This is a genomic window from Bradyrhizobium sp. BR 10261 (assembly GCF_019455395.1).
Taxonomy (GTDB): domain Bacteria; phylum Pseudomonadota; class Alphaproteobacteria; order Rhizobiales; family Xanthobacteraceae; genus Bradyrhizobium; species Bradyrhizobium manausense.
Genome location: NZ_JACOFQ010000014.1, coordinates 63,069 through 85,501, shown reverse-complemented (window position 1 = coordinate 85,501; position 22,433 = coordinate 63,069). Strand labels below are relative to the sequence as shown.

The following is a 22,433-nucleotide window of genomic DNA, read 5'->3' as shown; positions in this document are numbered from 1 at the left end:
GGCATCAAACAACTTGTAGGGTGGGCAAAGCGAAGCGTGCCCACCACTTTCCACGAAAACGAAGAACGGTGGGCACGGCGCTTTCGCGCCTTTGCCCACCCTACGGCAGCTGAGCGTGAGGCAGCACCGCGCCCCACCTCAATGGAAATCCCGCGACGGCGGCAGGATGCGGACGTTGCGGGGGTGGCGGATTTTTTGCGCCGGCATATCGGCGTGGTCGCGCCGGTCGTCGTTGAGCGGCTCGACCACAGTCGCGCCTGATGGCACCGGATGCTTGCGGCTCAGCGCATCATTGGCGAGGCCGACCAGATCGTGCGAGCGATCGATCATGCGCTGCGCGATCAGATGCGTCACCTTTTCGGGGCTGCTCTGGATGTAGCCCTGAACCTCGATGAGGCGCGCGCCCATCACCTCCTTGCGGTACTGCTCCATGACCTTGGGCCAGACCACGACATTGGCGATGCCGGTTTCGTCCTCCAGCGTCATGAACACGACGCCGCTGGCGCTGCCCGGCCGCTGCCGCACCAGCACCACGCCGGCACAGCGAACGCGCCGCCGTTCGTTCTCGTGGCTGATCTCCTTGCAGGCGACAATGCGCTCGCGCGAAAACATCTCGCGCAGGAATTCCATCGGGTGACCCTTGAGTGACAGCCGGATGGTCTGATAGTCGGCAACGACCTGTTCGGGACGCGGCATCACGGGGAGCGGTTTTGCGTGCTCGTCCGGTTGCTCGCGCGCGGTGGCTGCTTCGAACAGCGGCAACGCCACGTCGTCAGGCAGGCGTCGCACCTGCCACAGCGCCTCGCGGCGGTCGAGCCCGAGCGAGCGGAACGCGTCGGCATCGGCGAGCAGGATCAGCGCGCGCTTGGGCAGACCGGTGTCGCGGGCGAAGTCTTCGAGCGAGGTGAAGGGAAGGCGGTTGCGCGCCTTGATGATGCGGTCAGCCCAGTCGGTTGCTCCGTCATTCCGGGGCGACGCGCCAGCGTCGAACTCTGGTGCGCACTTGCGCACCTGAGAATCTCGAGATTCCGGGTTCACGCTTCGCGTGCCCCGGAATGACAGCTGCAAGCGTTTCAGCCTCTCTTCATCCTCATCAAGCCAATGAAAGCCGTCGATCTGGCGAAAGCCGAGACGCACCGCGCAATATCTGCCGTCAGTATTCTCCAGCGTGTTCTGCGCAAAGCTGTAGGACACATCGATCTCGCGGACCTCGACGCCGTTCTTGCGGGCATCGCCGACGATCTGCGCAGGCGCGTAAAAACCCATCGGCTGCGAGTTCAACAGGCCGCAACAGAACGCGTCGGGATGATGATATTTCAGCCATGAGGAGATGTAGACGAGCTGCGCAAAGCTCGCGGCATGGCTCTCCGGAAAACCGTAGGAGCCAAAACCCTTGATCTGGTCAAAGCAGCTTCTGGCGAAGTTGGCATCATAGCCGCGCGCGACCATGTTGCCGATCAGCTTCTCCTCGTATTGGCCGATGGTGCCGACATTGCGGAAAGTCGCCATCGAGCGGCGCAAGCCATTGGCTTCCTCGGGGGTGAATTTCGCCGCCTCGATCGCGATGCGCATCGCCTGTTCCTGGAACAGGGGCACGCCCTTGGTCTTGTGCAGTACCTTGTAGAGCTCGTCCGCGGGACCGTGCTCGGGTGATGGCGAGGGATACGTCACCTTCTCCAGATTGTTCCGACGCCGCAAATAGGGATGCACCATGTCGCCCTGGATCGGCCCCGGGCGCACGATCGCGACTTCGATGACGAGATCGTAGAAGGTCCGCGGCTTCAGGCGCGGCAGCATGTTCATCTGGGCGCGGCTCTCGACCTGGAACACGCCGAGCGACTCGCCGGCACACAGCATGTCGTAAACCTTGGGGTCATCCTGCGGAACGGTCGCAAGAACCCAACGCTTGCCCTTGTGCTGGTCGATCAGATCGAAACATTTCCTGATGCAGGTCAGCATGCCCAGTGCGAGCACGTCGACCTTCATCATACTGAGTGCATCGACGTCATCCTTGTCCCATTCGATGAAGGTGCGATCGTCCATCGCGGCGTTGCCGATCGGAACATAGGTGTCGAGCCGGTCCTGGGTCAGCACATAGCCGCCGACATGCTGGGACAGATGGCGCGGGAATTCGATCAGCTCGGTCGCAAGCTCGACCGCAAGGTTGATCAGGGGATTTTGCGGATCGAGCCCGGCCTGCCGGACCTGCATGTCGTTGAGGCCCTTGCCCCAGCTGCCCCAGACGGTGTCGGCGAGCGCAGCGGTAACGTCCTCGGTCAGGCCGAGCGCCTTGCCGACGTCGCGGATGGCGCTGCGCGGGCGGTAGTGGATGACGGTGGCGATGATCGCGGCGCGGTGGCGGCCATAGCGGCGATAGACATATTGCATCACCTCCTCGCGCCGCGAATGCTCGAAATCGACGTCGATATCGGGCGGCTCCAGCCGCTCCTTGGAGATGAAACGCTCGAACAACAGATCGACCTTGGTTGGATCGACCGAGGTAATGCCGAGCACGTAGCAGACGGCCGAATTCGCCGCCGATCCCCGCCCCTGGCACAGAATGTTCTGGCTGCGCGCGTAATGGACGATGTCGTGCACGGTGAGGAAGTAATGCGCGTATTTCAGCTCTGATATCAGCGCGAGCTCTTTCTTGAGCGTTGCACGCAGCTTGTCGTCGATCTTGCCGCCAAAATATTTGTCGACGCCCGCCCAGGTCAGATCCTCCAGATGTCCCTGCGCGGTCTTGCCCGGCGGCACCGGCTCATCGGGATATTGGTATCTGAGCTGGTCGAGCGAGAACTCGATCCTGTCGGCAAAGCGCATTGTCTCCGCGATCGCCTCTGGGACATCGCGGAACAGCCGCGCCATTTCGCGGGGCGTCTTCAGAAAGCGCTCGGCATTGGCTTCCAGCTTGCGTCCGACCGCCTCGATCGTGGTCTTTTCCCTGATACAGGTGAGCACGTCCTGGAGGGGACGCCGGCCGGGATCGTGATAAAGCACCTCGTTGGTCGCGAGCAGCGGCACTTTTGCTTTGGCGGCGAGATCATCGAGCCGCGCCAGGCGGCGGCGATCGTCGCCGCGATAGATCAGGCTCGCCGCCAGCCACACGCCCTCGGCGCGGCTTGCTTTCAGCTTTGCAAGCACATCCAGCGCCTGCGCATCATCGAACCGGTGCGACAGCGTCAGGATCAGGAGCTGGCCCTCCGCGAACTCCAACAGATCAGCGAAGCCGAGACGGCACTCGCCCTTCTCGATCCGGGTGATGTCGTCGCCGCGCTTGCCCCGGGTCAAGAGCTGGCAGAGCCGGCCATAAGCGGCGCGATCGCGCGGATAGACGAAAATGTCGGGCGTGCCGTCGATGAAGACGATGCGCGCACCGATCAGCAGCTTTGGCTTGTGCAGCACCTTGTCATTGCCGAGCTCGTTCCTGGCCCGCACCACACCGGCGAGCGTGTTGTGGTCGGCAATGCCGATCACGGGAATGCCGAGCTTGCTGGCCTGATGCACATAGGCGCGCGGATCCGATCCGCCGCGCAGGAAGGAGAAATTGGTGGTGATGCCGATCTCGGCATAGGCAGGAATGTTCATGCGAAGAGACCGTGCACATACCAGCGAGGCGGAGCGGGCTCGCCGTCGGCGTCGAACACCTCCCCTTCATAAAGACCGTCGCGGAAAATCCAGAAGCGCAGGCCTTCGGCGTCCTCGATGCGGAAATAATCCCGCGTCAATTGCTTGCCGTCCTGTCGCCACCATTCCATCGCGATGCGTTCGGGTCCTTCCACCCGCACCACCGCATGTTTCGCGCGCCGCCAGGTGAATTGATGCGGCGGACCGTCAGGCACGGTCGCAAACGGCACGGTGACCGGCTCGGGCTGGTCGAACAGCCTGAGGGGGCGCAGCGGCGGCTCGCTTTCGGCACGATCTGGCCATTCGGCCTGCATGGCCGCAGCGAGATGATGCTGGGCTGGCGCGGCCAGCACCGCCTGCTCGGGAATATGGGTATCCTGCGGCAGATGCACGACGACGCGCTTTCCGCCGATGCGCGCGGCAATGCGGTCGATCAGCGCGGCGAGTTCGTCATTGTCATGGACATGGGCATCGAGATCGCGCTGCTCCTGCACCACGATCTCGGTGCGGCTCGCCGACAGCCGCACCATGTCGAAGCCGAAGCCGGGATCGAGCGGATCGGCGAGCGCATCTAGACGCTCGCGGAACAGCCGGTCAATGACGGCACTTCGCGTCACCGGACGCCCGGTCTCGACCATGATCGTGCGCACCGCGCCGTCGGTGCGGAAGAACGCGGCCTCCAGCCGGCGCGCGCCCTTGCCCTGCTTCTCCATGGACGCGATCAACGTGTCAGCGAGCCGCGACAGCGTCATCGCGATCATGGAGTCGGTCGCGATCGGCTCGGCAAAGCGTTTTTCCACGATGTAATCGGGCAGCGGCTTGCGCGGACTGATCGGCGCATCGCCCTGCCCCAGCGCATGCGCGAGCAGCGTGGAAAACCGCGCGCCGAACCGCGCCGTGATTTCGTTCGGCGAGCGCGATGCGACATCGCCGATGGTTTTCAGGCCGGCGCGGCGCAGGCCGGTGGTGATCGCTTCGTCCGCGCCGAGCGCGGACACCGGAAACCGGTCGATCGCCGCCGCCTCTTCGCCATCGGCAACGATGCTGCCCGTGGCCTGCCGCGTCAGCGTGCGCGCGCAGACCGACGTGCCGGCGATGGCCGCACTGACGGCAAAGCCTTGTCGACCGAGCGCCCGGACCAGCGTCTGCAACAAGGCAGCCTCGCCGCCGAACAGATGCGCGCAGCCGGTGATATCGAGGAACAGCCCATGCGGCGGATCGAGCGCCACCAGCGGCGTGAAGCGGTCGCACCAATCGGCGATGTCGCTGAGCGTCTTCGCATCGGCCACGACATCGGCGTCGAACACTTTCAAATCTGGGCACATCGCCCTCGCATTGGCCAGCGGTTGGCCGATATACAGGCCGAGGCGCTCTGCAGCCTCGTCCAGCGCATGGATCACCAATGCATTAACGTCCTTGATGACGACAATGTTCGGCTCATTGTTATTCTTACCCAGCCCGGCGCTGCTGAAGAAGCGCTGGATCCGATCGATGGGCAGGCGCGGCAGCCATAGGCTGAGGATACGTCGACGGCTCACTGAATTGGCACTCATCACAATTCCATTCCATGATCCACCGGCCACACGGGCCATGACGATTGCGCAACAGCTCGGCATCGAAGCGCGGCGCGCCCCAGGCATCCCACATCGGGCCCGGCGGTGAATGCGCCGCGCGCAGCATCCAGCGCGTCTCCGCGGTCGACGGCAGCGGCCGCGCCGCCATCCGCAGCAACAGGCCGGTGACGCCTGAGCCTTGCGCAGCCAGCGTCAGCTTGCGGCTCGCCACCAGGTCGAACTGTCTGATCTCGCCCCAGAGCTCGAGCACGACGGCGCCGAGCGCATCGCAGGCGAGCGCATCGGCCGAAGTGCGCAGCGCGCTCTCCACGTCAGCCGCACGCACCATCACCACGCGGCGCGGATCGAGGCCGAGCTCGGCGAGCCCGCTCATCGACAGCGCACCAGTCTCGATCTCCGAGAAATCCTGCCGCACCCACAATAGCGGCCGCTGCGTCGTGACGCGGCCCGCAAGCCCGGTGACAAAGCCGGTCGCGGCCGCGCCCTGGCGCCCTTCGCAAAACACCTCGTGGATCGCCGCGCGCGCGAGCCCGCCTTTCAGCGCGCGGTCTACTTCGCCGTGACCAAGCGCGACGCGGTCCTGATGATGCACGACCTCCGCCGTCTCGATCCGTTCGATCTGGCTGCGCAAGGTCGCAAGCGCGCTCATGCGTGCGCCGCTCATGCTCGCCGCTCCTCAAAGATTGATGCCGTGGCTTTCAAAAGAAGAACCAACGGCTGGCTCATTTGTTCATGATATGTTCTAATATAAAGCTAACGGCAGCCGAAGAGTCAATCGAATTGGCGTGCCAAAGATTCATGAGCGGAATCAAAGAGATTCAAACATGGACATACAACGCAAGCTGGAAATTCTCGCGGATGCCGCCAAGTACGATGCCTCCTGCGCCTCCAGCGGCACCGAGAAGCGGGATTCCAGCGACGGCAAGGGCATGGGCTCGACTGCGCCCGGCATGGGCATCTGCCATTCCTACGCGCCCGATGGACGCTGCATCTCGCTGCTCAAGGTGCTGCTCACCAACGCCTGCAATTACGATTGCCTCTATTGCGTCAACCGCGCCTCCTCCAACGTGCCGCGCGCCCGCTTCACCATCGACGAATTGGTCAAGCTGACGCTCGACTTCTACCGGCGCAATTACATCGAGGGACTGTTTCTCTCCTCCGGCATCATCCGCAGCCCCGACTACACGATGGAGCAAGTGGTGAGCGTCGCGCAAAAGCTGCGCGAGGAGCATCACTTCCGCGGCTACATCCATCTCAAGACAATTCCGGAAGCTGACGATGCGCTGATCGCGGAGGCCGGCAAATATGCCGACCGTCTCTCCATCAACATCGAGATGCCTGAAGCCGCGAGCCTGCAGCAATTCGCGCCCGAGAAAGACGTGCGCGCGATCCGCCGCACCATGGGCCGGCTGCGGCTGAAGCTCGACGAGGCCGAGGAAGGCCGTAACGCAAAAACGAAGGCAAGACCGCAGCGTTTCGCGCCGGCCGGGCAAAGCACGCAGATGATCGTCGGCGCCGACAGCGCGAACGATCAAACCATCCTCCACACCAGCGCCAATCTCTACGGCTCCTACCGGCTGCGGCGCGTCTACTACTCCGCCTTCAGCCCGATCCCCGATGCCAGCCGCGCCTTGCCGCTGGTGCAGCCGCCCTTGCTGCGCGAGCACCGGCTCTACCAGGCCGACTGGCTGATGCGTTTCTACGGCTTTGACGTCGGCGAGATCGTCGACGACAGCGCCATGCTGCCGCTCGATATCGATCCGAAGCTTGCCTGGGCGCTGCGCCATCGCGACCGCTTCCCGCTCGACGTCAACCGCGCCAGCCGCGAGGAGCTGCTGCGGGTGCCGGGCTTCGGCACCAAGGCGGTCGAGCGCATCATCGCGACGCGGCGCACCACCACGATCCGCCTCTCCGACCTGGCGCGGCTGCACGTGCCCAAGCACAAGGCGCTGCCGTTCATCATTCTCAGCGATCACCGCCCTTCGCCGCATCGTCTCGATGCTGCCGGACTGATCGAACGATTCAAGCCGAAAGCAACACAATTAGGGTTTGGATTCTGATGCAGTACATGACGCTCGACAGCGAAACCGATTTCGACGGTTGGCGCAAAGCCGCCCGCAGCCTCGTGCTTCATCATGTGCAGCCCACTGACGTCACCTGGGCCGTGCAAGGCGGCGAAGCGGAGTTGTTTGCGCCTCCCGCACCGTCGCCGATCCTCGAAGTGAATGACGGCACGTTCAATGTATCAGGTAAATTCGTCGATCTCGCAAAATCAGCAATCCTGCATCGCGATCGCGAGCGCTTTGCGATCCTCTATCGGCTGCTCTGGCGGCTGAAGGACAATCACGATCTGATCGAGGTCGCGACCGATCCCGATGTTGCGCTGGTCACGGCGATGGCACGCGCGGTCCATCGCGACGAGCACAAAATGCACGCCTTCGTGCGCTTTCGCGAGATCGGCCGCGAGCGCGACGCCCATTACGTCGCCTGGTTCGAGCCGGAACATCACATCGTCGAGCTCGCGGCGCCGTTCTTCGCAAGACGCTTTGCCGACATGCCCTGGTCGATCCTGACGCCCGATCTCTGCGCGCATTGGGACGGCCATGCGCTCTCGTTCACGCCGGGCGTGAGCAAGAGCGAAGCGCCGGGCGAAGACCGGCTGGAGGAAACCTGGCGGCGCTATTACGCCAGCATCTTCAATCCGGCACGCCTGAAGGTGAAAGCGATGCAGACGGAGATGCCGAAGAAATACTGGAGGAACCTGCCCGAGGCTTCGATCATTAAGCCCTTGATCGAGGACGCCGAGCGCATGACCGGCGCCATGATCGCCAACGCCGCAACCGATCCGCACAAGCCTCAGAAACGGCCGGAGGCTCCGATGAAACGTAAACCTGCCGCCGACGATCTCGAAACGCTTCGCGAAGAGGCTGCGCATTGTCGCGCCTGCCCGCTCTACAAGAATGCGACGCAGACGGTGTTCGGCGAAGGCCCCGAGAACGCCACCATCATGCTGGTCGGCGAGCAGCCCGGCGACAAGGAGGACCTCGCCGGCCATCCCTTCGTCGGCCCGGCCGGCCAGATGCTCGACCGCGCGCTTGCGGAGGCCGGCGTCGACCGCAAGAAGGTCTATGTCACCAACGCCGTGAAGCACTTCAAATTCGTGCCGCGCGGAAAGATCCGCCTGCACCAGAAGCCGGCAACACCGGAGATCAAAGCCTGCCGGCAATGGTATGAGCGGGAAGTTTCGGCAATACAGCCCAATCTCATCGTTGCGATGGGCGCGACCGCCGCGCAAAGCGTGTTCGGCAAGATCACGCCTATCGGCAAGACGCGCGGCCGGCTCATAGACCTCACCGACGGTCGCAAGGCTCTGGTGACGGTGCATCCGTCCTATTTGCTGCGGCTACCCGATCCCGAGGCGAAGGTGATGGAATATCAGCGCTTTGTCGAAGACCTGAAGATCGCCGCCGCGTTGCAGAAGAAAGCCCCGCGCGCCGCCTGACGCGGCTCCGATGCACAGCAAAAGGCCGTCGAGCACTCCCGTCATTTCGGCGGCTTTTCCGCCATTTCAACCGCCTGTCACATGCCGCGCGCAAAATCGGGGCCTTGGGACAGGAGAATTTCCGATGAGTGACGTTGCTTTGCCGGGCTCGATCGAGCCTGCCTTGAGTAAGGGGCCAGACCTCAATCGTGGATTTCATCCGCTCACCGGCGTGATCTACATGGGCGTGATCGCCGCCGCGCTGCTCTTCGTCGCCTACAGCATCTGGGTCGACGTCGATGCCTCCGGCGCTCAGGTCAAGTCCTTCGCTCCGTTCCTCCTGCTCTTCGTCGCGCTCCTGATCGCGCTCGGCTTCGAGTTCGTGAACGGCTTCCACGACACAGCCAACGCCGTGGCGACCGTGATCTACACCCGCTCGCTGCCCGCCCACGTCGCCGTGGTGTGGTCCGGCATGTTCAACCTGTTCGGCGTGCTGCTGTCCTCGGGCGCGGTCGCCTTCGGCATCGTCTCGCTGCTGCCGGTCGAGCTGATCCTCCAGGTCGGCTCCAGCGCCGGATTCGCGATGGTGTTCGCGCTGCTGATCGCCGCCATCATCTGGAACGTCGGCACCTGGTATTTTGGCCTGCCGGCCTCGAGCTCGCACACCCTGATCGGCTCGATCATGGGCGTCGGCATCATGAACGCGGTCCTGCATGGCCGCAGCGGCACCTCCGGAGTCGACTGGACCCAGGCCACCAATATCGGCAAGGCGCTGCTGCTGTCGCCGCTGTTCGGCTTCGCGCTCGCCGCCGGCCTGCTGCTGATCCTGCGCACCGTGTTGCTGCGCGCCACCCCCGCTCTGTTCGGCGAGCCGAAGGGCGACCAGCCGCCGCCGTGGTGGATCCGCGGCATCCTCATCCTCACCTGCACGCTGGTGAGCTTCTTCCACGGCTCCAATGACGGTCAGAAGGGCATGGGCCTGATCATGCTGATCCTGATCGGCACGGTGCCGACCGCCTACGCGCTCAACCGCGCGCTGCCGGAGAGCCAGATCGCCGCGTTCGTCCAGAACTCGGAAGCCGCCAGCAGGATCATCGAGGGCAAGGCCGCCGGCTACAGCGTGATCGGCAATCCGCGGCCGGCCGTGACCAACTATGTCGCGCAGCGCGAGGTCACTGGCGGTACGTTCCCGTCGCTCGCCGTGCTGGTGCGCGACATCGCCAAGCAGGTGATCACCTACGGTTCGCTCGCCAAAGTGCCCGCCGACCTTGTCGGCAATACCCGCAACGACATGTATCTCGCATCGGAAGCGCTGCGCTTCCTGATGAAGGACAAGGAGGCCGAGCTCAGCGCCGCCGACGTCGCCGTGCTCAACGCCTACAAGGGCTCGCTCGACAGCGCGACGAAGTTCATCCCCGGCTGGGTGAAGATCGTGGTCGCCATCGCGCTTGGTCTCGGCACCATGGTCGGCTGGAAGCGCATCGTCGTCACCGTCGGCGAAAAGATCGGTAAGACGCACCTGACCTATGCGCAAGGCGCTTGCGCCGAGATCACCGCGGCCGCCACTATTGCCGCCGCCGACGTCTACGGCCTGCCGGTCTCGACCACCCACGTGCTGTCATCAGGCATCGCCGGCACCATGGCCGCCAACGGCTCGGGCCTGCAATGGGCGACGATCCGCAACATCGCCATGGCCTGGGTGCTGACCCTGCCGGCCGCGATGATCATCTCGGGCGTGCTGTACTACCTGTTCTCGCACGTGTTCTGAGCCGCGAGACATGCCAACAAAAAGGGCCCGTGCGATGCACGGGCCCTTTTCAGTTGTGCCTCAGCTCAGCGCGTCATGACGCTGCGAGCTGTTCCTCGACCAGCTTGACCCAGTAGGACGTGCCGAACACGATCGCCTCGTCGTTGAAATTGTAGGCGGGGTGATGCAGGCCGGCGCTGTCGCCGTTGCCGCAGAAGATGAAAGCACCGGGGCGCGCTTCCAGCATGTAGGCAAAATCCTCGCCGCCCATCATCGGCGACATCTCCACCACATTGGTATCGCCCGCGACTTGCCTCGCGATGCGCGTCGCCACCTCGGTCTGCGCGGCGTGATTGTTCACGACGGGATAACCGCGCTTGTAGTGCAGGTCGATCTTTGCGCCAGTGATCTGGGCGACGCCCGCCACGACTTCGCGCACCCGCTTCTCGACCAGCTTGCGCACATCAGGCGTCAGCGTGCGGATCGTGCCCCGCAACGTCGCCGTCTGCGGAATGACGTTGCGGGCATTGCCGGCGTGAAATTCGCAGATCGAAATCACGGCCGATTCCAAGGGATCGACGCTGCGCGAGACGATCGACTGCAAGGCGGTGATCAGCTGCGCACCCACGAGAACGGAATCGACGCATTTGTGCGGACGCGCAGCATGGCCGCCGAGGCCCTCGATCATGAAATCGACCTCGTCGGTCGATGCCATGATCGGGCCGGGCCGGATCGCGAAGGAGCCGATCGGAATGCCAGGGCCGTTGTGCATGCCGTAGACCTGCTCGATGCCGAAGCGCTCCATCATGCCGTCCTTGACCATCGCCGCGCCGCCGGCGCCGCCCTCCTCGGCCGGCTGGAAGATCACGACGGCGTCGCCGGCGAAATTGCGGGTCTCGGCGAGATAGCGCGCGGCCCCTAACAGCATCGCAGTGTGGCCGTCATGGCCGCACGCGTGCATCTTGCCCGGCGTCTTCGAGGCGTAAGGCAGATTGGTCTGCTCGTCGACGGGCAACGCATCCATGTCGGCGCGCATGCCGATCGCCTTGAGCCCCTCGCCGGCGGGCTTTTTGCCCTTGATCACGCCGACCACGCCGGTCTGGCCAATGCCGGTCACGACCTCGTCGCAGCCAAACTCGCGCAGGCGATCCGCCACGAATGCTGCGGTGCGGTGGACATCATAGAGCAGCTCCGGGTGCTGGTGGATGTCCCGCCGCCAGGCCTGGATATCGGGTTGAAGGTCGGCGACGCGGTTGACGATGGGCATGAAGGGTCTCTAGCTCTGTTGAAAATCCAAGCCCGTCTACCATGCAAGCGCCAGTCCACCTAACTGCCGCAGATCGAGGGTAGCCCTGTCCTCTCGTCATGGCCGGGCTTGTGCCGGCCATCCACCTCTGCCTATTAGGACAGAAAGCGCGTGGCTGCCCGGGACCCGGCTCCGCCAAGGCTTCGCCGGGCTCACGGTATCGGGCCGGCGAAGCTTCAGCGAAGACGGCAAGCCCGGGCATGACGCCTGTTTGGGTGGAAAGCGGAATGCCAAGGCGGCTCGAAGGTGAGTTTGACTACATTGTCGTCGGCGCCGGCACGGCCGGCTGCATCCTTGCCAACCGGCTGTCGGCGGAGCCCGCAAACCGCGTCCTCATTCTCGAGGCCGGGGGCGACGACAACTGGATCTGGTTCCACATTCCGGTCGGCTACCTCTTTGCCATCGGAAATCCGCGCTCGGACTGGATGTTCAAGACCGAGGCCGAGCCGGGCCTGAATGGCCGCTCGCTCGCCTATCCCCGCGGCAAGGTGATCGGCGGCTGCTCGGCGATCAACGCCATGATCTCGATGCGCGGCCAGGCTGCCGATTACGATCACTGGCGCCAGCTCGGCATGACCGGCTGGGGCTACGATGACGTGCTGCCGCTGTTCAAGCGGCTGGAAGACCACTTCCTCGGCGCCAGCGAGCATCACGGCGCCGGCGGCGGCTGGCGCATCGAGGCGCCGCGGCTGTCCTGGGATATTCTCGACGCCGTCGCCGATGCCGCCGAGGAGATGGGCATCAAGCGCATTCCTGACTTCAACACCGGCGACAACGAGGGCACCAGCTATTTCCACGTCAACCAGAAGCGCGGCCGGCGTTGGTCGTCTGCGCGCGGCTTCCTCAAGCCGGCCTTGAGGCGTCGCAATCTTCGGCTCGAAAAGCATGTGCTGGTCGACCGCCTGATCATCGAACAGGGCCGCGCCGTCGGCGTGCGCTTCATCCAGAACGGCGAGATCGTCGAGGCCCGTGCCAAACGCGAGGTGATCCTCTCCGCGGGCTCGATCGGCTCGGTGCAGGTGCTGCATCGCTCCGGCATCGGGCCGGCCGACTGGCTGTCTCCGCTCGGCATCGACATCGTGATGGACAAGCCCGGCGTGGGGCGCAATCTGCAGGACCACCTCCAGCAGCGCGCGATCTACAAGGTCGAGGGCGTGCGAACGCTGAACGAGACCTACTACAATCTGTTCCGCCGCGGCCTGATGGGTCTCGACTATGCCTTCCGCCGCCGTGGTCCGCTGACCATGGCGCCGTCGCAGCTCGGCATCTTCACGCGGTCTGACGCAACGCGCGCGCGCGCCAACATCCAGTTCCACGTGCAACCGTTGTCACTCGACAAGTTCGGCGATCCCTTGCATCGCTTCCCGGCGATAACGGTCAGCGCCTGCAATCTCCAGCCGACCTCGCGCGGCACCGTGCGGCTGCGCTCGGCGAGCCCGGACGACAAGCCGATCATCGCGCCGAACTATCTGTCGACCGACGACGACCGTCAGGTCGGCGCCGACGCGATCCGCACCACGCGCCGCCTGATGCAGCAGAAGGCGCTGGCGAAATATCGACCCACAGAATATCTGCCTGGACCCACCGTCGGGGACGACGATGCCTCGCTGGCAAAAGCCGCCGGAGACATCGGCACCACCATCTTCCATCCCGTCGGCACGGCGAAGATGGGATCGGCGAACGATCCCTTGGCCGTGGTCGACGAACGCCTGCGCTTCTACGGCCTCGGCGGCCTACGCGTCGTCGATGCCTCGATCATGCCGACCATCACCTCGGGCAACACCAACACGCCGACGGCGATGATCGCCGAGAAGGGGGCTGCGATGATTTTGGAGGATGCGAAGTAGTAGCCCTGCCATTGCTCTCGTGCCCCCGGACGCAGCGCAGCACGCAGTGATGCGCTGCTGAGCCGGGGCCCATCTCACGGCGCGCCGCTCGCCTTTCTGTTGGGTCCCGGCTCTGCGAAGCAACGCTTCGCGTTGCAGCGCGTCCGGACCACGAAACTACCTCACGAAATCGTCATCGCATTCGGGAATAAGTCCTCCCCTCCCCCGATCACCTCCCCGAAGCCCAATTCAGGGCCAAGGGAGACGTTGCGATGAGCGGACACAATCATGGGGACGACGGCGTCAGCCGCCGCAAGGTGCTCGAATGCATGACATGGGCCGGCACCGGGGTGCTCTGGACCATCACTGGCGGCGTGCCGCGCTCGCTTGGCATCATCGATTCCGCTGAGGCCGCAACGGCCGCCGCGCCCGGCATGACCTTCCTCCAGATCAGCGACAGCCATGTCGGCTTCGACAAGCCGGCGAATCCCAATGCGCTCGGCACGCTTGAGGAAGCCGTAGGCAAGATCAATGCGATGCCGGCCAGGCCGTCGTTCATGATCCACACCGGCGACATCACCCATCTGTCCAAGGCAGCCGAGTTCGACAATGCCGACCGCATCATCTCGCAGTCCAAGCTGGATGTGCACTACGTGCCCGGCGAGCATGATTTCCTCGACGAGGAGGTGAAGTTCTATCGCGAGCGCTACGGCCGCGGCACCAAGGGCCAGGGCTGGTACTCCTTCGACGCCGGCGGCGTGCACTTCATCGGGCTCGTCAACGTCGTCGATCTCAAGGCCGGCGGTCTCGGCAATCTCGGCACCGAGCAGCTCGCCTGGCTCGAGGACGACCTTCGCGGCAAGTCGAAGTCGACGCCGATCGTGCTGTTCGCCCATATCCCGCTCTGGACGGTGTATCCGGAATGGGGCTGGGGCACCGAGGACGGCGGCCGCGCGCTCGAATACGTCAAGGGTTTCGGCTCGGTCACCGTGCTGAATGGCCACATCCATCAGGTGATGCAGAAGGTCGAGGGCAACGTCACCTTCCACACCGCGCGCTCCACCGCCTTCCCGCAGCCGGCGCCCGGCACCGCCCCCTCGCCCGGACCGATGAAAGTCGAGGACGCCAAGCTCCGAGCGATGCTCGGGGTTGCCAGCGTCAACTTCAAGCAGAACGAGCAGCGGCTCGCCATCATCGACACGCCGCTCCAAGGTTGATCCAGGGTTGAAGAGAAGCTGACCATGAAGACGCTCAATCGCCGCGACTTTTCCGTCGCTGTGGCCGCGGCCATCCTGCTGCCCGTCACCGCCCGTGCCGACGACAACGCCATGGAGGTGCACATCGACAATTTCGTCTTCCAACCGCCGGAGCTCAACATCAAGCTCGGCACGACCGTGACCTGGACCAACCGGGACGACATCCCGCACACAGTGGTGTCGGCCGGCAAGTTCCGGTCGAAAACCCTCGATACCGACGACAAGTTCACGTTCACCTTCACCGATGCGGGCGACTACAAGTATTTTTGTTCGTTGCACCCGCACATGACCGGGATGATCAAGGTTGAGTAACGTCTCCAACCAAGGCATCTCTGTCTTGCCCGGCCGGTGGTCCCACACCGGCCGGGCTCGCGCGCCTTCGGTCAGGCCCAGAGACGAAACGACGTACCAAACGCAGCAAGAGGCAAAGCGAGAGGCGATGCCCGTCAGCGACGATTTCCAGAAGGCGCAGCGCTTCCGCGAGGCGGCGCTGCCCTATCTCGACGACGTCTACACGCTCGCACGCTATCTCCTGCGCGACGCCTCCGACGCCGAGGACGCGGTGCAGGAATGCTATCTGCGCGCGCTGAAGCACTTTGACAGCTATCGCGGCCCGGCGATGAAGCCTTGGCTGTTCGCGATCCTGCGCAATGTCTGCAACGCCGAATATGCCAGGCGCTCGCATTCGCACGCCGCGATCGAGGATACGCCGGGCGCGGCCGACCAGACGCCGATGTGGCAGGAGAGCGAGTCGAGCCCGGAGACCGAGGTGCTACGCACTCGCGACGCCGGCGCCATCCGCAAGATGATCGACGCGCTCGCCGAGCCGTTCAAGGAGACCTTCGTGCTGCGGGAGATCAACAACCTGTCCTATCGTGAAATTGCCGAAGCCGTTGGCGCCCCCGTCGGCACCGTGATGTCCCGCCTTGCCCGCGCCCGCGCCATGCTGCGCGCGGCCTGGACGGCGGAAGAGGAGCACTCGAAATGACCTGCGACGAAGCAAAGATCCTGCTTCACGCGCTGCTCGACAACGAGCTTGATGCCGGACACGCGCGCGAGGTCGAAGCCCATATCGCCGCCTGCCCGGCCTGCGCGGCCGAGTTCGCGGCCCAGCAAGAGATGAAGCGCGTACTGGCCGACACCAACCTGCGCTACAGCGCGCCTGCCAGCCTCCGGACTCGTATCGAGGCGTCGATCCCGCAAGCGCGGCCGCAGCCGAGCCGGCGGTCCGTGCTGCGCGGCTTTGCGATGGGTTCGGCGGTCTCCGCACTCGCCGCTTCAGGCGTCGTTGCCGTCGTGCTGCGCCAGGACGACCAGCAGCGCATCCTCTCGGAGGTCGTCTCCGCGCATCTGCGCTCGCTCCAGGCGGGCCATCTCATCGACGTGGTCTCGACCGACCAGCACACCGTCAAGCCGTGGTTCAACGGCAAGCTCGACGTCGCCCCGCCGGTGATCGACCTCACCGCGCAAGGCTTTACGCTGGTCGGCGGCCGGCTCGATTATATCGATGCGCGCGCCATCGGCGCGGTCGTCTACAAGCGCCGGCAGCACATCATCAACCTGTTCGTGTCGCAGACCGCGAGCACCGAGCATCGGCCACCGAGGACGCAGACCATGCAGGGCTTCAACTGCCGCCGCTGGGGCGAGCGCGGCCTGAACTTCTGGGCCGTCAGCGACATCGGTGGCGACGAGCTCAGCGAGTTCGTCGACAAGTTCGAGGCGGCGATGAAGGCGAATGTGGAGGGGTAGCAACGCTCGATAACGAGGCGCAATCACAACTTTCGATTGCGGGGTCAGAGGCGCGCTGCTAATTCAACGCCATGATCCGCGCTCTTTTTCTCGCTGCAGCCCTTGCCTGGACGATCGCCGCATCCGGGCCGGCAGCAGCCCGGGACGGACTCGCCACCACGATGCGCGCCGTCCTCTACGAGGAAGACCTGAGCGATCCGAAAGGTCACCGCGTAGAGGGACAGATCACCTGGCAGGTCGAACCGACGACCGATGCCTCGGCGCCATCAGGCGACGTCACGATACGCGGCACCGTCGAGATACCCTCGCGAAAACTGCAAATGACGCTCACCATCCGACGCAATTTCGATTCCGCGTTGCCTGCCACTCATACGGTGCAGATCGATGTTGGCCCAGGCTTCACCGCCGGTCGGATCAAACAGGTCCCGGGCCTTCTGATGAAGGCCAACGAGCAGGCCAAGGGCGCGCCCCTTGCGGCCCTCTCGGTGAGGGTCGCCGACGCGCATTTCCTGATCGGCCTGTCCGCGGTGCCGCAGGATGCGTCCAAAAATTCGCTGCTGATCCGAAGCAAAGACTGGATGGACATCCCGATCCTCTTTGCAACGCAACGCCGCGCAATTCTCGCGATCGAGAAGAACGACGATGTCTCGCCGATGTTCAATACGGTGTTTGCGCATTGAGCTGGACACGGCCTGACGCGGCCGAGCGAACGGCCTAAAGCGCGATGAGATCAGGATGAATCGTGATCGCGCTTTAGGTTATTGTTTGAGCATGATCTTTTCGGAAAACCGCTTCGCACTTTTCCGGATCATGCTTTACGCCGACCGTCGCACCGCGTTGTCCACCAGCGTCTTGCCGAGCGACCAGATCGCACCGGGGACCTTGTGGCTGCCGGCGATCACGTCGTCGAAGGCGCGCTCGATCCAGCTGCAGTCTTCTTCGGTGATGGTGAGCGGCGGCAAGAGCTTGATGGTGTGGCTGCCGTGACCGGCGACCTGGGTCAGGATCTTGTGATCCTTGAACAGCGGCACCGTGATGAGCTGGCAGAACAGGCCCTTGTTGGCGGCCTCCAGCACGTTCCAGGAGGCGCGCAGGCGCAGCGATTTCGGCGGACCGAACTCGATGCCGATCATCAGGCCCTTGCCGCGCACTTCCTTCATCAGCTCGTAGCCGGGGACCATGCGGGTAAGCGCGAGGCGAAGCTCTGCGCCGCGCTTGGCGGCAGCCTCGATCAGCTTCTCGGACTCCATCACATCGAGAGTGGCAATACCTGCGGCCATCGCTAGGTCGTTCTTGGAGAACGTGGAACCGTGCACCACGGCACGGTCCATCTGATTAAAAATCTTGTCGAAGATGCTCTTGCGCGTCAGCACGGCGCCGACGGGGACGTGGCCGCCCGACAGTGACTTCGACAACAGCACCATGTCGGGCTCGACATTCCAGTGCTCGACCGCGAGGAAGCGGCCGGTGCGGCCCATGCCGGTCTGGATCTCGTCTGCGACAAACAGCGTGCCATATTTCTTGCAGAGTGCGGCCGCGCCCGGCAGGAACTCGTCGGAGGGCATATTGACGCCCTTGCCCTGGATCGGCTCGACGACGAAGGCAGCGACCTCGCGCGAGGCCAGGGCCTTCTCGAGTGCGGCGAGATCGTTGAACGGAACCGAGGTGCAACCCGGCAGTAGCGGCTCGAAGCCGGTGCGGAAGTTCGAATCGCCGGTCAGCGACAGCGCGCCATAGGTCAGGCCGTGATAGCCGTGGGCGCAATAGACGATGCCGGGGCGCCCGGTCGCGCCGCGCGCGAACTTGATCGCGGCCTCGACGCATTCTGCGCCGGAATTGGCGAAGAAGGCCTTGTCGAGATAGGGAACATATTTGAGGAGCCGCTCGGCGAGCACGCCGGCCAGGGTCGAGACGTCGAATTGAACGAGATTGGGCAGATCGGCGTCAAGCACACTCTTGAGCGCCTCGCGCATGACAGGATGATTGCGCCCGATCGCAAACACGCCAAAGCCGGACAAGAGGTCGAGATAGCGTGCCCCCTCGCGATCGTAGAGGTACTGCCCCTGCCCCTTCTGGAAGCCGACGTCGTAGCCGATGGTCTTGAGAACCCGGACGAACTGCTCGTTCAGGTACCGATTATGCAGGGTGCTGCGCTGGGCCTGACGGTCCGCGAACAACTGGGACATGTCTGGATTTGGACTGTTCATCCGCTACATACTTCGGTTGAGGGCCGCTTCGTCAACTGAAAACGGTCAGCAAACGGAAAAGGGTCTGTGCGGCCTTTTGCCCTTTTTCGGACCATCTTCGCAAGCACAGCTTTAGACCATGTTGCACTGCCGAGGAACACATATGCGTTTGGCCATTTACACCGGAATTATACTGGCAGGTGGTTACGCCGGCCTGACACCTGCACTTGCCGCCGATCCGACCGGCGACTGGCGGGTCGCCGACGGCGTCGCCAATATTCGTGTCGCGCAATGCAATGACAGCATGTGGGGCGCGGTTTCCTGGGAAAAACAGCCTGGCGGCCGCGACGAGAACAACCCGGATGCCTCAAAAAAGAACAGGCCAACACTGGGCATGGCGACCCTGATCAACATGAAGAAGACGCCCGGCGCCGAGCAATGGGAAGGTCAGGTCTACAACGCCAAGGATGGTCAGATGTATAGTGCGACCATCACGCCAAATGGCACCGACCAGCTCGAGATCAAGGGTTGCGTGCTGGGCTTCCTGTGCGGCGGCGAGACCTGGACCCGCGTTGGTCCGCCGATCCCCCCGAGCACCGCCAACGCCATGGCCAAGGGCCAGCCAAAAACCACCGGCGCGGCGCCCAAGTCTGCGCCAGCGCCGGCTGCCGCGGCACCTGCGCCGACGGCGGCCGCTCCGAAGGGTGCGGGCGCGGCGAAGCCGGTTCAGAAAGGCGCCACTGACCCCGTGGGCGACATCTGCCTACTCCCTGAGATTGCGGGGTTTGCCCATTAGGGCCGGCTGGAACAGCAGCACTGCGGCAAGCGTCGTCACCAGAGAAAGTGCGAGCAGCTTGCCCATGCTGGACGTGCCCGGATGGCTCGACAGCCACAGACTGCCGAACGCCGTCGCCGTCGTCAGAGCGCTGAAAAAGATGGCGCGCGTCAGGCTGGTCTGAAGCAGGTTTGTCCTGCCGGACCGCCAGGCGACGACATAGTAGATCTTGAACGCGACACCGACGCCGAGCAGCAGCGGAAACGCGACGATATTGGCAAAGTTCAGCGGCAGGCCGATCAACACGCAGATCTCGAGCGTCACTGCACCTGCAACCAACAGCGGCACCAGCGTCATCAGCACATCCACAATGCGACGGAGCGTGATCCACAGCAACAGGCCGATCACCAGCAGCGCATAGATGCCGGCATGGATGAAGGCATTCACCACGGTGTCGCCGGATTTCAGGATCGAGACGGGCCCACCAATTGCGGTCGGCTCGGCAGCGAGCACAGCTGCCGCAAACTTGCGCAGCGTATCGTTGTCGTTCGGATCGCCCTTGGGCTGGGCCTCGACGCGAATGATGCCGTCCTTGCTCTTCCAGGCGCTGACGAGATCCGGTGGCAATGAGTTCAGGGTCACCGGCCCGGCCTGCATCGCGTTTCTGAGCTGGTCGAACACGATCTTCATCGGCGCAACGAACACATCCTGCGCCTTGTTGCGGGTCGCTTCATCCGAGTTGGCGAGCTTTTCCAGGGCGGCCGCGAGCCTACGCGAGGCAACCGCACCGGGGCCCTTGGCGTCGCCCGCGGTCCGGCGGAGATTCTCGACCGAGGATTTCAGCGACTCGACGTTCTCCCGGTCCGACGGCGCTGCATCGACCTGGTCCGGATTGAGCGCGGGATTCAGCACCTTGGCGCCTTGCGCGATCAGCTTCAGCTTGGGCTCCTGGTCCTCAGGCACGAAACTGTTGAGCGACATCACCCGCAATACTTCCGGGACCTTTTCGAGCCTCGCCTCAACCTGCTGGACCTGCTCTTCCGACGTGACCATCACGTTGATGGCGTTGGCGCCGGTGTTTGGATCCTTGCGCAGGTCGAGGAATGTCGCGATCGATTCCGCGTTCGGATTGCGCAGGTTCATCGGGTTGAAGTCGAACTTCATGAAATAGAGCAGCGGCAGGCCGGCGACCGCGAGCAGCAGCGTGCCACCGACGACCAACACCCGGTGCTTCTCCAGGAAATGATCGAGCGGCGCCAGGAAGGCGTAGCCCACCGGCTCCTTCTCGCCGGGCGGGTTGAGCAGTTTGAGCAGCGCCGGCAGGACGGTGATCGAGGAGATGAACGCCACCAGCATGCCGACGCCGGCGATCTGGCCGAGCTCGGCGATGCCCTTGTAGTCGGTCGGGATGAAGCAGAGGAAGCCGGCTGCGGTCGCCATCGCAGCGAGCGACAGCGGGATCGCGGAGCGTCTGGCGGCAAGCACCAGCGCCTTGCGGAGATCATCGACCTTGTAACGCTCCGAGCGGTAGCGGACGCTGTACTGGATGCCGAAATCGACGCCGAGGCCGACGAACAGCACGGCAAACGCGATCGAAAGCAGATTGAGCGAGCCGACCATCATCAGGCCGGCGGCGGTGGTGATCGCGAGGCCGACGAAGAGATTGACGAACACGGCGAAGATGATCTTGGCCGAATGCAGTGCCAGCCACAGGATGAACAGCACGACGAGCACCGTGCCGACACCGTTGACGACAGCACCTTCCTGGACGGTGGCGTATTCCTCGTTGGCGATCGGCACTGGGCCGGTCAGCCGCACGCGCGCCTGGTATTTGGTTGGGAAATTGAGGTTCGCCGCCGCCTTTCGGATCGCATCGGTGGCATCCTTGCCGGGCTCCAGCGCGTTGTAGTCGAGGATCGGCTTGAACTCGATGAAGGCGCGCTTGTCGGAATCCTTCAGCGGCTCGTCGCTGACGAGCTCGCGCCAGGAGAAGACCGCATTGCCTTTGTTGAGCACGGTCTCGACCGTCTGTGCGATCTGGTTGAACGGCCGCTCGGTGCTGTCGAGCTTGACCTCGCCGCGCTTGACGCCGGCAAGCCCGGTCTCCAGCGCGCCGGTCAGGCCGCGGATCGAGGGATCGCCGGCCATGATCTCGATCAGGGGCGCTGCGGATTCGAACTGGCTGGTGATCTTGGCGACCTCCTCGGTCGGCAGGAACAACAGGCCGTTCTTCTCGAAGAACTCGCCGGTGCCAAGCTGCTGCATCGACTGGAAATGGGTCTTATCGTCCTTGAGCTTGGCAAACAGCGCGTCAGCCGCCGCGTTTGCCATCTCTGGCGTCCTGGCCTCAACAACCGCGAGGATCGTGGCGTCGCGATCGAAGGCTCGGTCAAACTGCTGATCGCGCTGGCGCCAGTCCAGATTCTGGGCAATCAGCGAGTTGATGTCGGTGTTGATGGCGAAGTGCTTGGACGTGTAATAGCCCGCCCCCACCGCCAGCAGGAGCCCGAGAACGACGACGAGGGAGGCAAACCGGGTGCAGGCCCTGACGATGGCAACGACTACGCTTTGCAGCACGTATTTTCTTTCTGGTGTTAACAGCTTGCCGGAAACGCCCGCTGTTTATCGGAGTTCCGGAGCGAAACCTATTGCTGTTTTGAGTGGTTCTCAGCGGAACAAGGTTCGATGTGAACGCCGGGAGACCGTGGCAAAATCATGCGGGACGGCCGGTATAGCCGGAGACTTGAGGCGGCAAAGTGACGGAGGGATGAGCACAAACGTCGCCGTCCGGGCTCTTGTAAGTCGACTACTATAATACCTTGATCGGCACTGCCGGGAACCAGCAGCTCATTCCCACCTTTCCTTATTGCCGATTTTTTGACACAAAGTGCTGTGCCTGCATGCGC

Annotated in this window: 16 protein-coding genes; 10 read left to right on the top strand and 6 right to left on the bottom strand. The window is 63.8% G+C overall.

Annotated features, from left to right (window positions below; all coding sequences use genetic code 11):
- Positions 1-138 precede the first annotated feature (138 nt).
- From HYH07_RS18225 to HYH07_RS18215, 3 genes are read right to left on the bottom strand one after another with little or no spacing between them, the layout of a single operon-like run.
- A complete protein-coding gene (locus HYH07_RS18225) occupies positions 139-3,588 on the bottom strand; it encodes an error-prone DNA polymerase (protein WP_220003779.1) in 3,450 nt (1,149 codons plus the stop codon).
- On the bottom strand, positions 3,585-5,180 hold the full coding sequence (locus HYH07_RS18220; RefSeq protein WP_220003778.1) for a DNA polymerase Y family protein: 1,596 nt from the start codon (positions 5,178-5,180) through the stop codon (positions 3,585-3,587). The genes HYH07_RS18225 and HYH07_RS18220 overlap by 4 nt, the downstream gene beginning before the upstream one ends.
- Complete coding sequence (locus tag HYH07_RS18215; RefSeq protein ID WP_220003777.1) at positions 5,077-5,865, bottom strand: ImuA family protein; 789 nt, start codon at positions 5,863-5,865, stop codon at positions 5,077-5,079. The genes HYH07_RS18220 and HYH07_RS18215 overlap by 104 nt, the downstream gene beginning before the upstream one ends.
- Before the next feature lie 160 nt (positions 5,866-6,025).
- Here HYH07_RS18215 and HYH07_RS18210 point away from each other — a divergent pair, with 160 nt between their 5' ends.
- The 3 genes from HYH07_RS18210 to HYH07_RS18200 all read left to right on the top strand — a co-directional run bounded on the left by HYH07_RS18210 (position 6,026) and on the right by HYH07_RS18200 (position 10,450).
- Positions 6,026-7,261, top strand: coding sequence for a putative DNA modification/repair radical SAM protein (locus HYH07_RS18210; protein WP_220003776.1), 1,236 nt, complete (start codon positions 6,026-6,028; stop codon positions 7,259-7,261).
- Positions 7,261-8,703 carry a UdgX family uracil-DNA binding protein gene (locus HYH07_RS18205; RefSeq protein ID WP_220003775.1) on the top strand — a complete coding sequence of 481 codons (1,443 nt, stop codon included), beginning with the start codon at positions 7,261-7,263 and terminating at the stop codon, positions 8,701-8,703. Before HYH07_RS18210 ends, HYH07_RS18205 begins: the two co-directional genes overlap by 1 nt.
- A 124-nt stretch (positions 8,704-8,827) precedes the next feature.
- Positions 8,828-10,450, top strand: a complete 1,623-nt coding sequence (locus HYH07_RS18200) for an inorganic phosphate transporter (protein ID WP_220003774.1) — start codon at positions 8,828-8,830, stop codon at positions 10,448-10,450.
- A gap of 73 nt (positions 10,451-10,523) precedes the next feature.
- On the opposite strand, the gene HYH07_RS18195 is transcribed toward HYH07_RS18200, so the two are convergent.
- The gene (locus HYH07_RS18195) at positions 10,524-11,696 is read right to left on the bottom strand and encodes a M20 aminoacylase family protein (protein ID WP_220003773.1); all 1,173 of its coding nucleotides are present in this window, start codon (positions 11,694-11,696) and stop codon (positions 10,524-10,526) included.
- 266 nt (positions 11,697-11,962) lie between these two features.
- Here HYH07_RS18195 and HYH07_RS18190 point away from each other — a divergent pair, with 266 nt between their 5' ends.
- The 6 genes from HYH07_RS18190 (at position 11,963) to HYH07_RS18165 (ending at position 17,246) form a co-directional block, all read left to right on the top strand.
- Positions 11,963-13,582 (top strand): GMC family oxidoreductase, encoded by a 1,620-nt coding sequence (locus HYH07_RS18190; RefSeq protein WP_220003772.1) that lies wholly within the window; start codon positions 11,963-11,965, stop codon positions 13,580-13,582.
- A gap of 251 nt (positions 13,583-13,833) precedes the next feature.
- Complete coding sequence (locus HYH07_RS18185) at positions 13,834-14,778, top strand: metallophosphoesterase (RefSeq protein WP_220003771.1); 945 nt, start codon at positions 13,834-13,836, stop codon at positions 14,776-14,778.
- Between the two features lie 24 nt (positions 14,779-14,802).
- Complete coding sequence (locus tag HYH07_RS18180; protein WP_220003770.1) at positions 14,803-15,129, top strand: cupredoxin family copper-binding protein; 327 nt, start codon at positions 14,803-14,805, stop codon at positions 15,127-15,129.
- A gap of 127 nt (positions 15,130-15,256) precedes the next feature.
- Positions 15,257-15,805, top strand: coding sequence for a sigma-70 family RNA polymerase sigma factor (locus HYH07_RS18175; RefSeq protein ID WP_220003769.1), 549 nt, complete (start codon positions 15,257-15,259; stop codon positions 15,803-15,805).
- The gene (locus tag HYH07_RS18170) at positions 15,802-16,566 is read left to right on the top strand and encodes an anti-sigma factor (RefSeq protein WP_220003768.1); all 765 of its coding nucleotides are present in this window, start codon (positions 15,802-15,804) and stop codon (positions 16,564-16,566) included. Before HYH07_RS18175 ends, HYH07_RS18170 begins: the two co-directional genes overlap by 4 nt.
- Before the next feature lie 71 nt (positions 16,567-16,637).
- The gene (locus tag HYH07_RS18165) at positions 16,638-17,246 is read left to right on the top strand and encodes a hypothetical protein (RefSeq protein WP_220003767.1); all 609 of its coding nucleotides are present in this window, start codon (positions 16,638-16,640) and stop codon (positions 17,244-17,246) included.
- A 135-nt stretch (positions 17,247-17,381) separates the two neighbouring features.
- On the opposite strand, the gene hpnO is transcribed toward HYH07_RS18165, so the two are convergent.
- Positions 17,382-18,773: an aminobacteriohopanetriol synthase HpnO gene (gene hpnO / locus HYH07_RS18160; RefSeq protein WP_220003766.1), complete on the bottom strand. Its 1,392-nt coding sequence runs from the start codon at positions 18,771-18,773 to the stop codon at positions 17,382-17,384.
- A 142-nt stretch (positions 18,774-18,915) separates the two neighbouring features.
- On the opposite strand from hpnO, the gene HYH07_RS18155 reads away from it, so the two are divergent.
- A complete protein-coding gene (locus tag HYH07_RS18155; protein ID WP_220003765.1) occupies positions 18,916-19,548 on the top strand; it encodes a DUF2147 domain-containing protein in 633 nt (210 codons plus the stop codon).
- On the opposite strand, the gene HYH07_RS18150 is transcribed toward HYH07_RS18155, so the two are convergent.
- Positions 19,516-22,104, bottom strand: coding sequence for an MMPL family transporter (locus HYH07_RS18150; protein ID WP_220003764.1), 2,589 nt, complete (start codon positions 22,102-22,104; stop codon positions 19,516-19,518). The two genes, HYH07_RS18155 and HYH07_RS18150, sit on opposite strands and share 33 nt — an antisense overlap.
- Between the last annotated feature and the right edge of the window lie 329 nt (positions 22,105-22,433).

Excerpts from the sequence above, each read along its gene's own strand:
- HYH07_RS18225 (WP_220003779.1), bottom strand. The coding sequence starts at position 3,588 with ATGAACATTCCTGCCTATGCCGAGATCGGCATCACCACCAATTTCTCC.
- HYH07_RS18220 (WP_220003778.1), bottom strand. The coding sequence starts at position 5,180 with ATGAGTGCCAATTCAGTGAGCCGTCGACGTATCCTCAGCCTATGGCTG.
- HYH07_RS18215 (WP_220003777.1), bottom strand. The coding sequence starts at position 5,865 with ATGAGCGGCGCACGCATGAGCGCGCTTGCGACCTTGCGCAGCCAGATC.
- HYH07_RS18210 (WP_220003776.1), top strand. The coding sequence starts at position 6,026 with ATGGACATACAACGCAAGCTGGAAATTCTCGCGGATGCCGCCAAGTAC.
- HYH07_RS18205 (WP_220003775.1), top strand. The coding sequence starts at position 7,261 with ATGCAGTACATGACGCTCGACAGCGAAACCGATTTCGACGGTTGGCGC.
- HYH07_RS18200 (WP_220003774.1), top strand. The coding sequence starts at position 8,828 with ATGAGTGACGTTGCTTTGCCGGGCTCGATCGAGCCTGCCTTGAGTAAG.
- HYH07_RS18195 (WP_220003773.1), bottom strand. The coding sequence starts at position 11,696 with ATGCCCATCGTCAACCGCGTCGCCGACCTTCAACCCGATATCCAGGCC.
- HYH07_RS18190 (WP_220003772.1), top strand. The coding sequence starts at position 11,963 with ATGCCAAGGCGGCTCGAAGGTGAGTTTGACTACATTGTCGTCGGCGCC.
- HYH07_RS18185 (WP_220003771.1), top strand. The coding sequence starts at position 13,834 with ATGAGCGGACACAATCATGGGGACGACGGCGTCAGCCGCCGCAAGGTG.
- HYH07_RS18180 (WP_220003770.1), top strand. The coding sequence starts at position 14,803 with ATGAAGACGCTCAATCGCCGCGACTTTTCCGTCGCTGTGGCCGCGGCC.
- HYH07_RS18175 (WP_220003769.1), top strand. The coding sequence starts at position 15,257 with ATGCCCGTCAGCGACGATTTCCAGAAGGCGCAGCGCTTCCGCGAGGCG.
- HYH07_RS18170 (WP_220003768.1), top strand. The coding sequence starts at position 15,802 with ATGACCTGCGACGAAGCAAAGATCCTGCTTCACGCGCTGCTCGACAAC.
- HYH07_RS18165 (WP_220003767.1), top strand. The coding sequence starts at position 16,638 with ATGATCCGCGCTCTTTTTCTCGCTGCAGCCCTTGCCTGGACGATCGCC.
- hpnO (WP_220003766.1), bottom strand. The coding sequence starts at position 18,773 with ATGAACAGTCCAAATCCAGACATGTCCCAGTTGTTCGCGGACCGTCAG.
- HYH07_RS18155 (WP_220003765.1), top strand. The coding sequence starts at position 18,916 with ATGCGTTTGGCCATTTACACCGGAATTATACTGGCAGGTGGTTACGCC.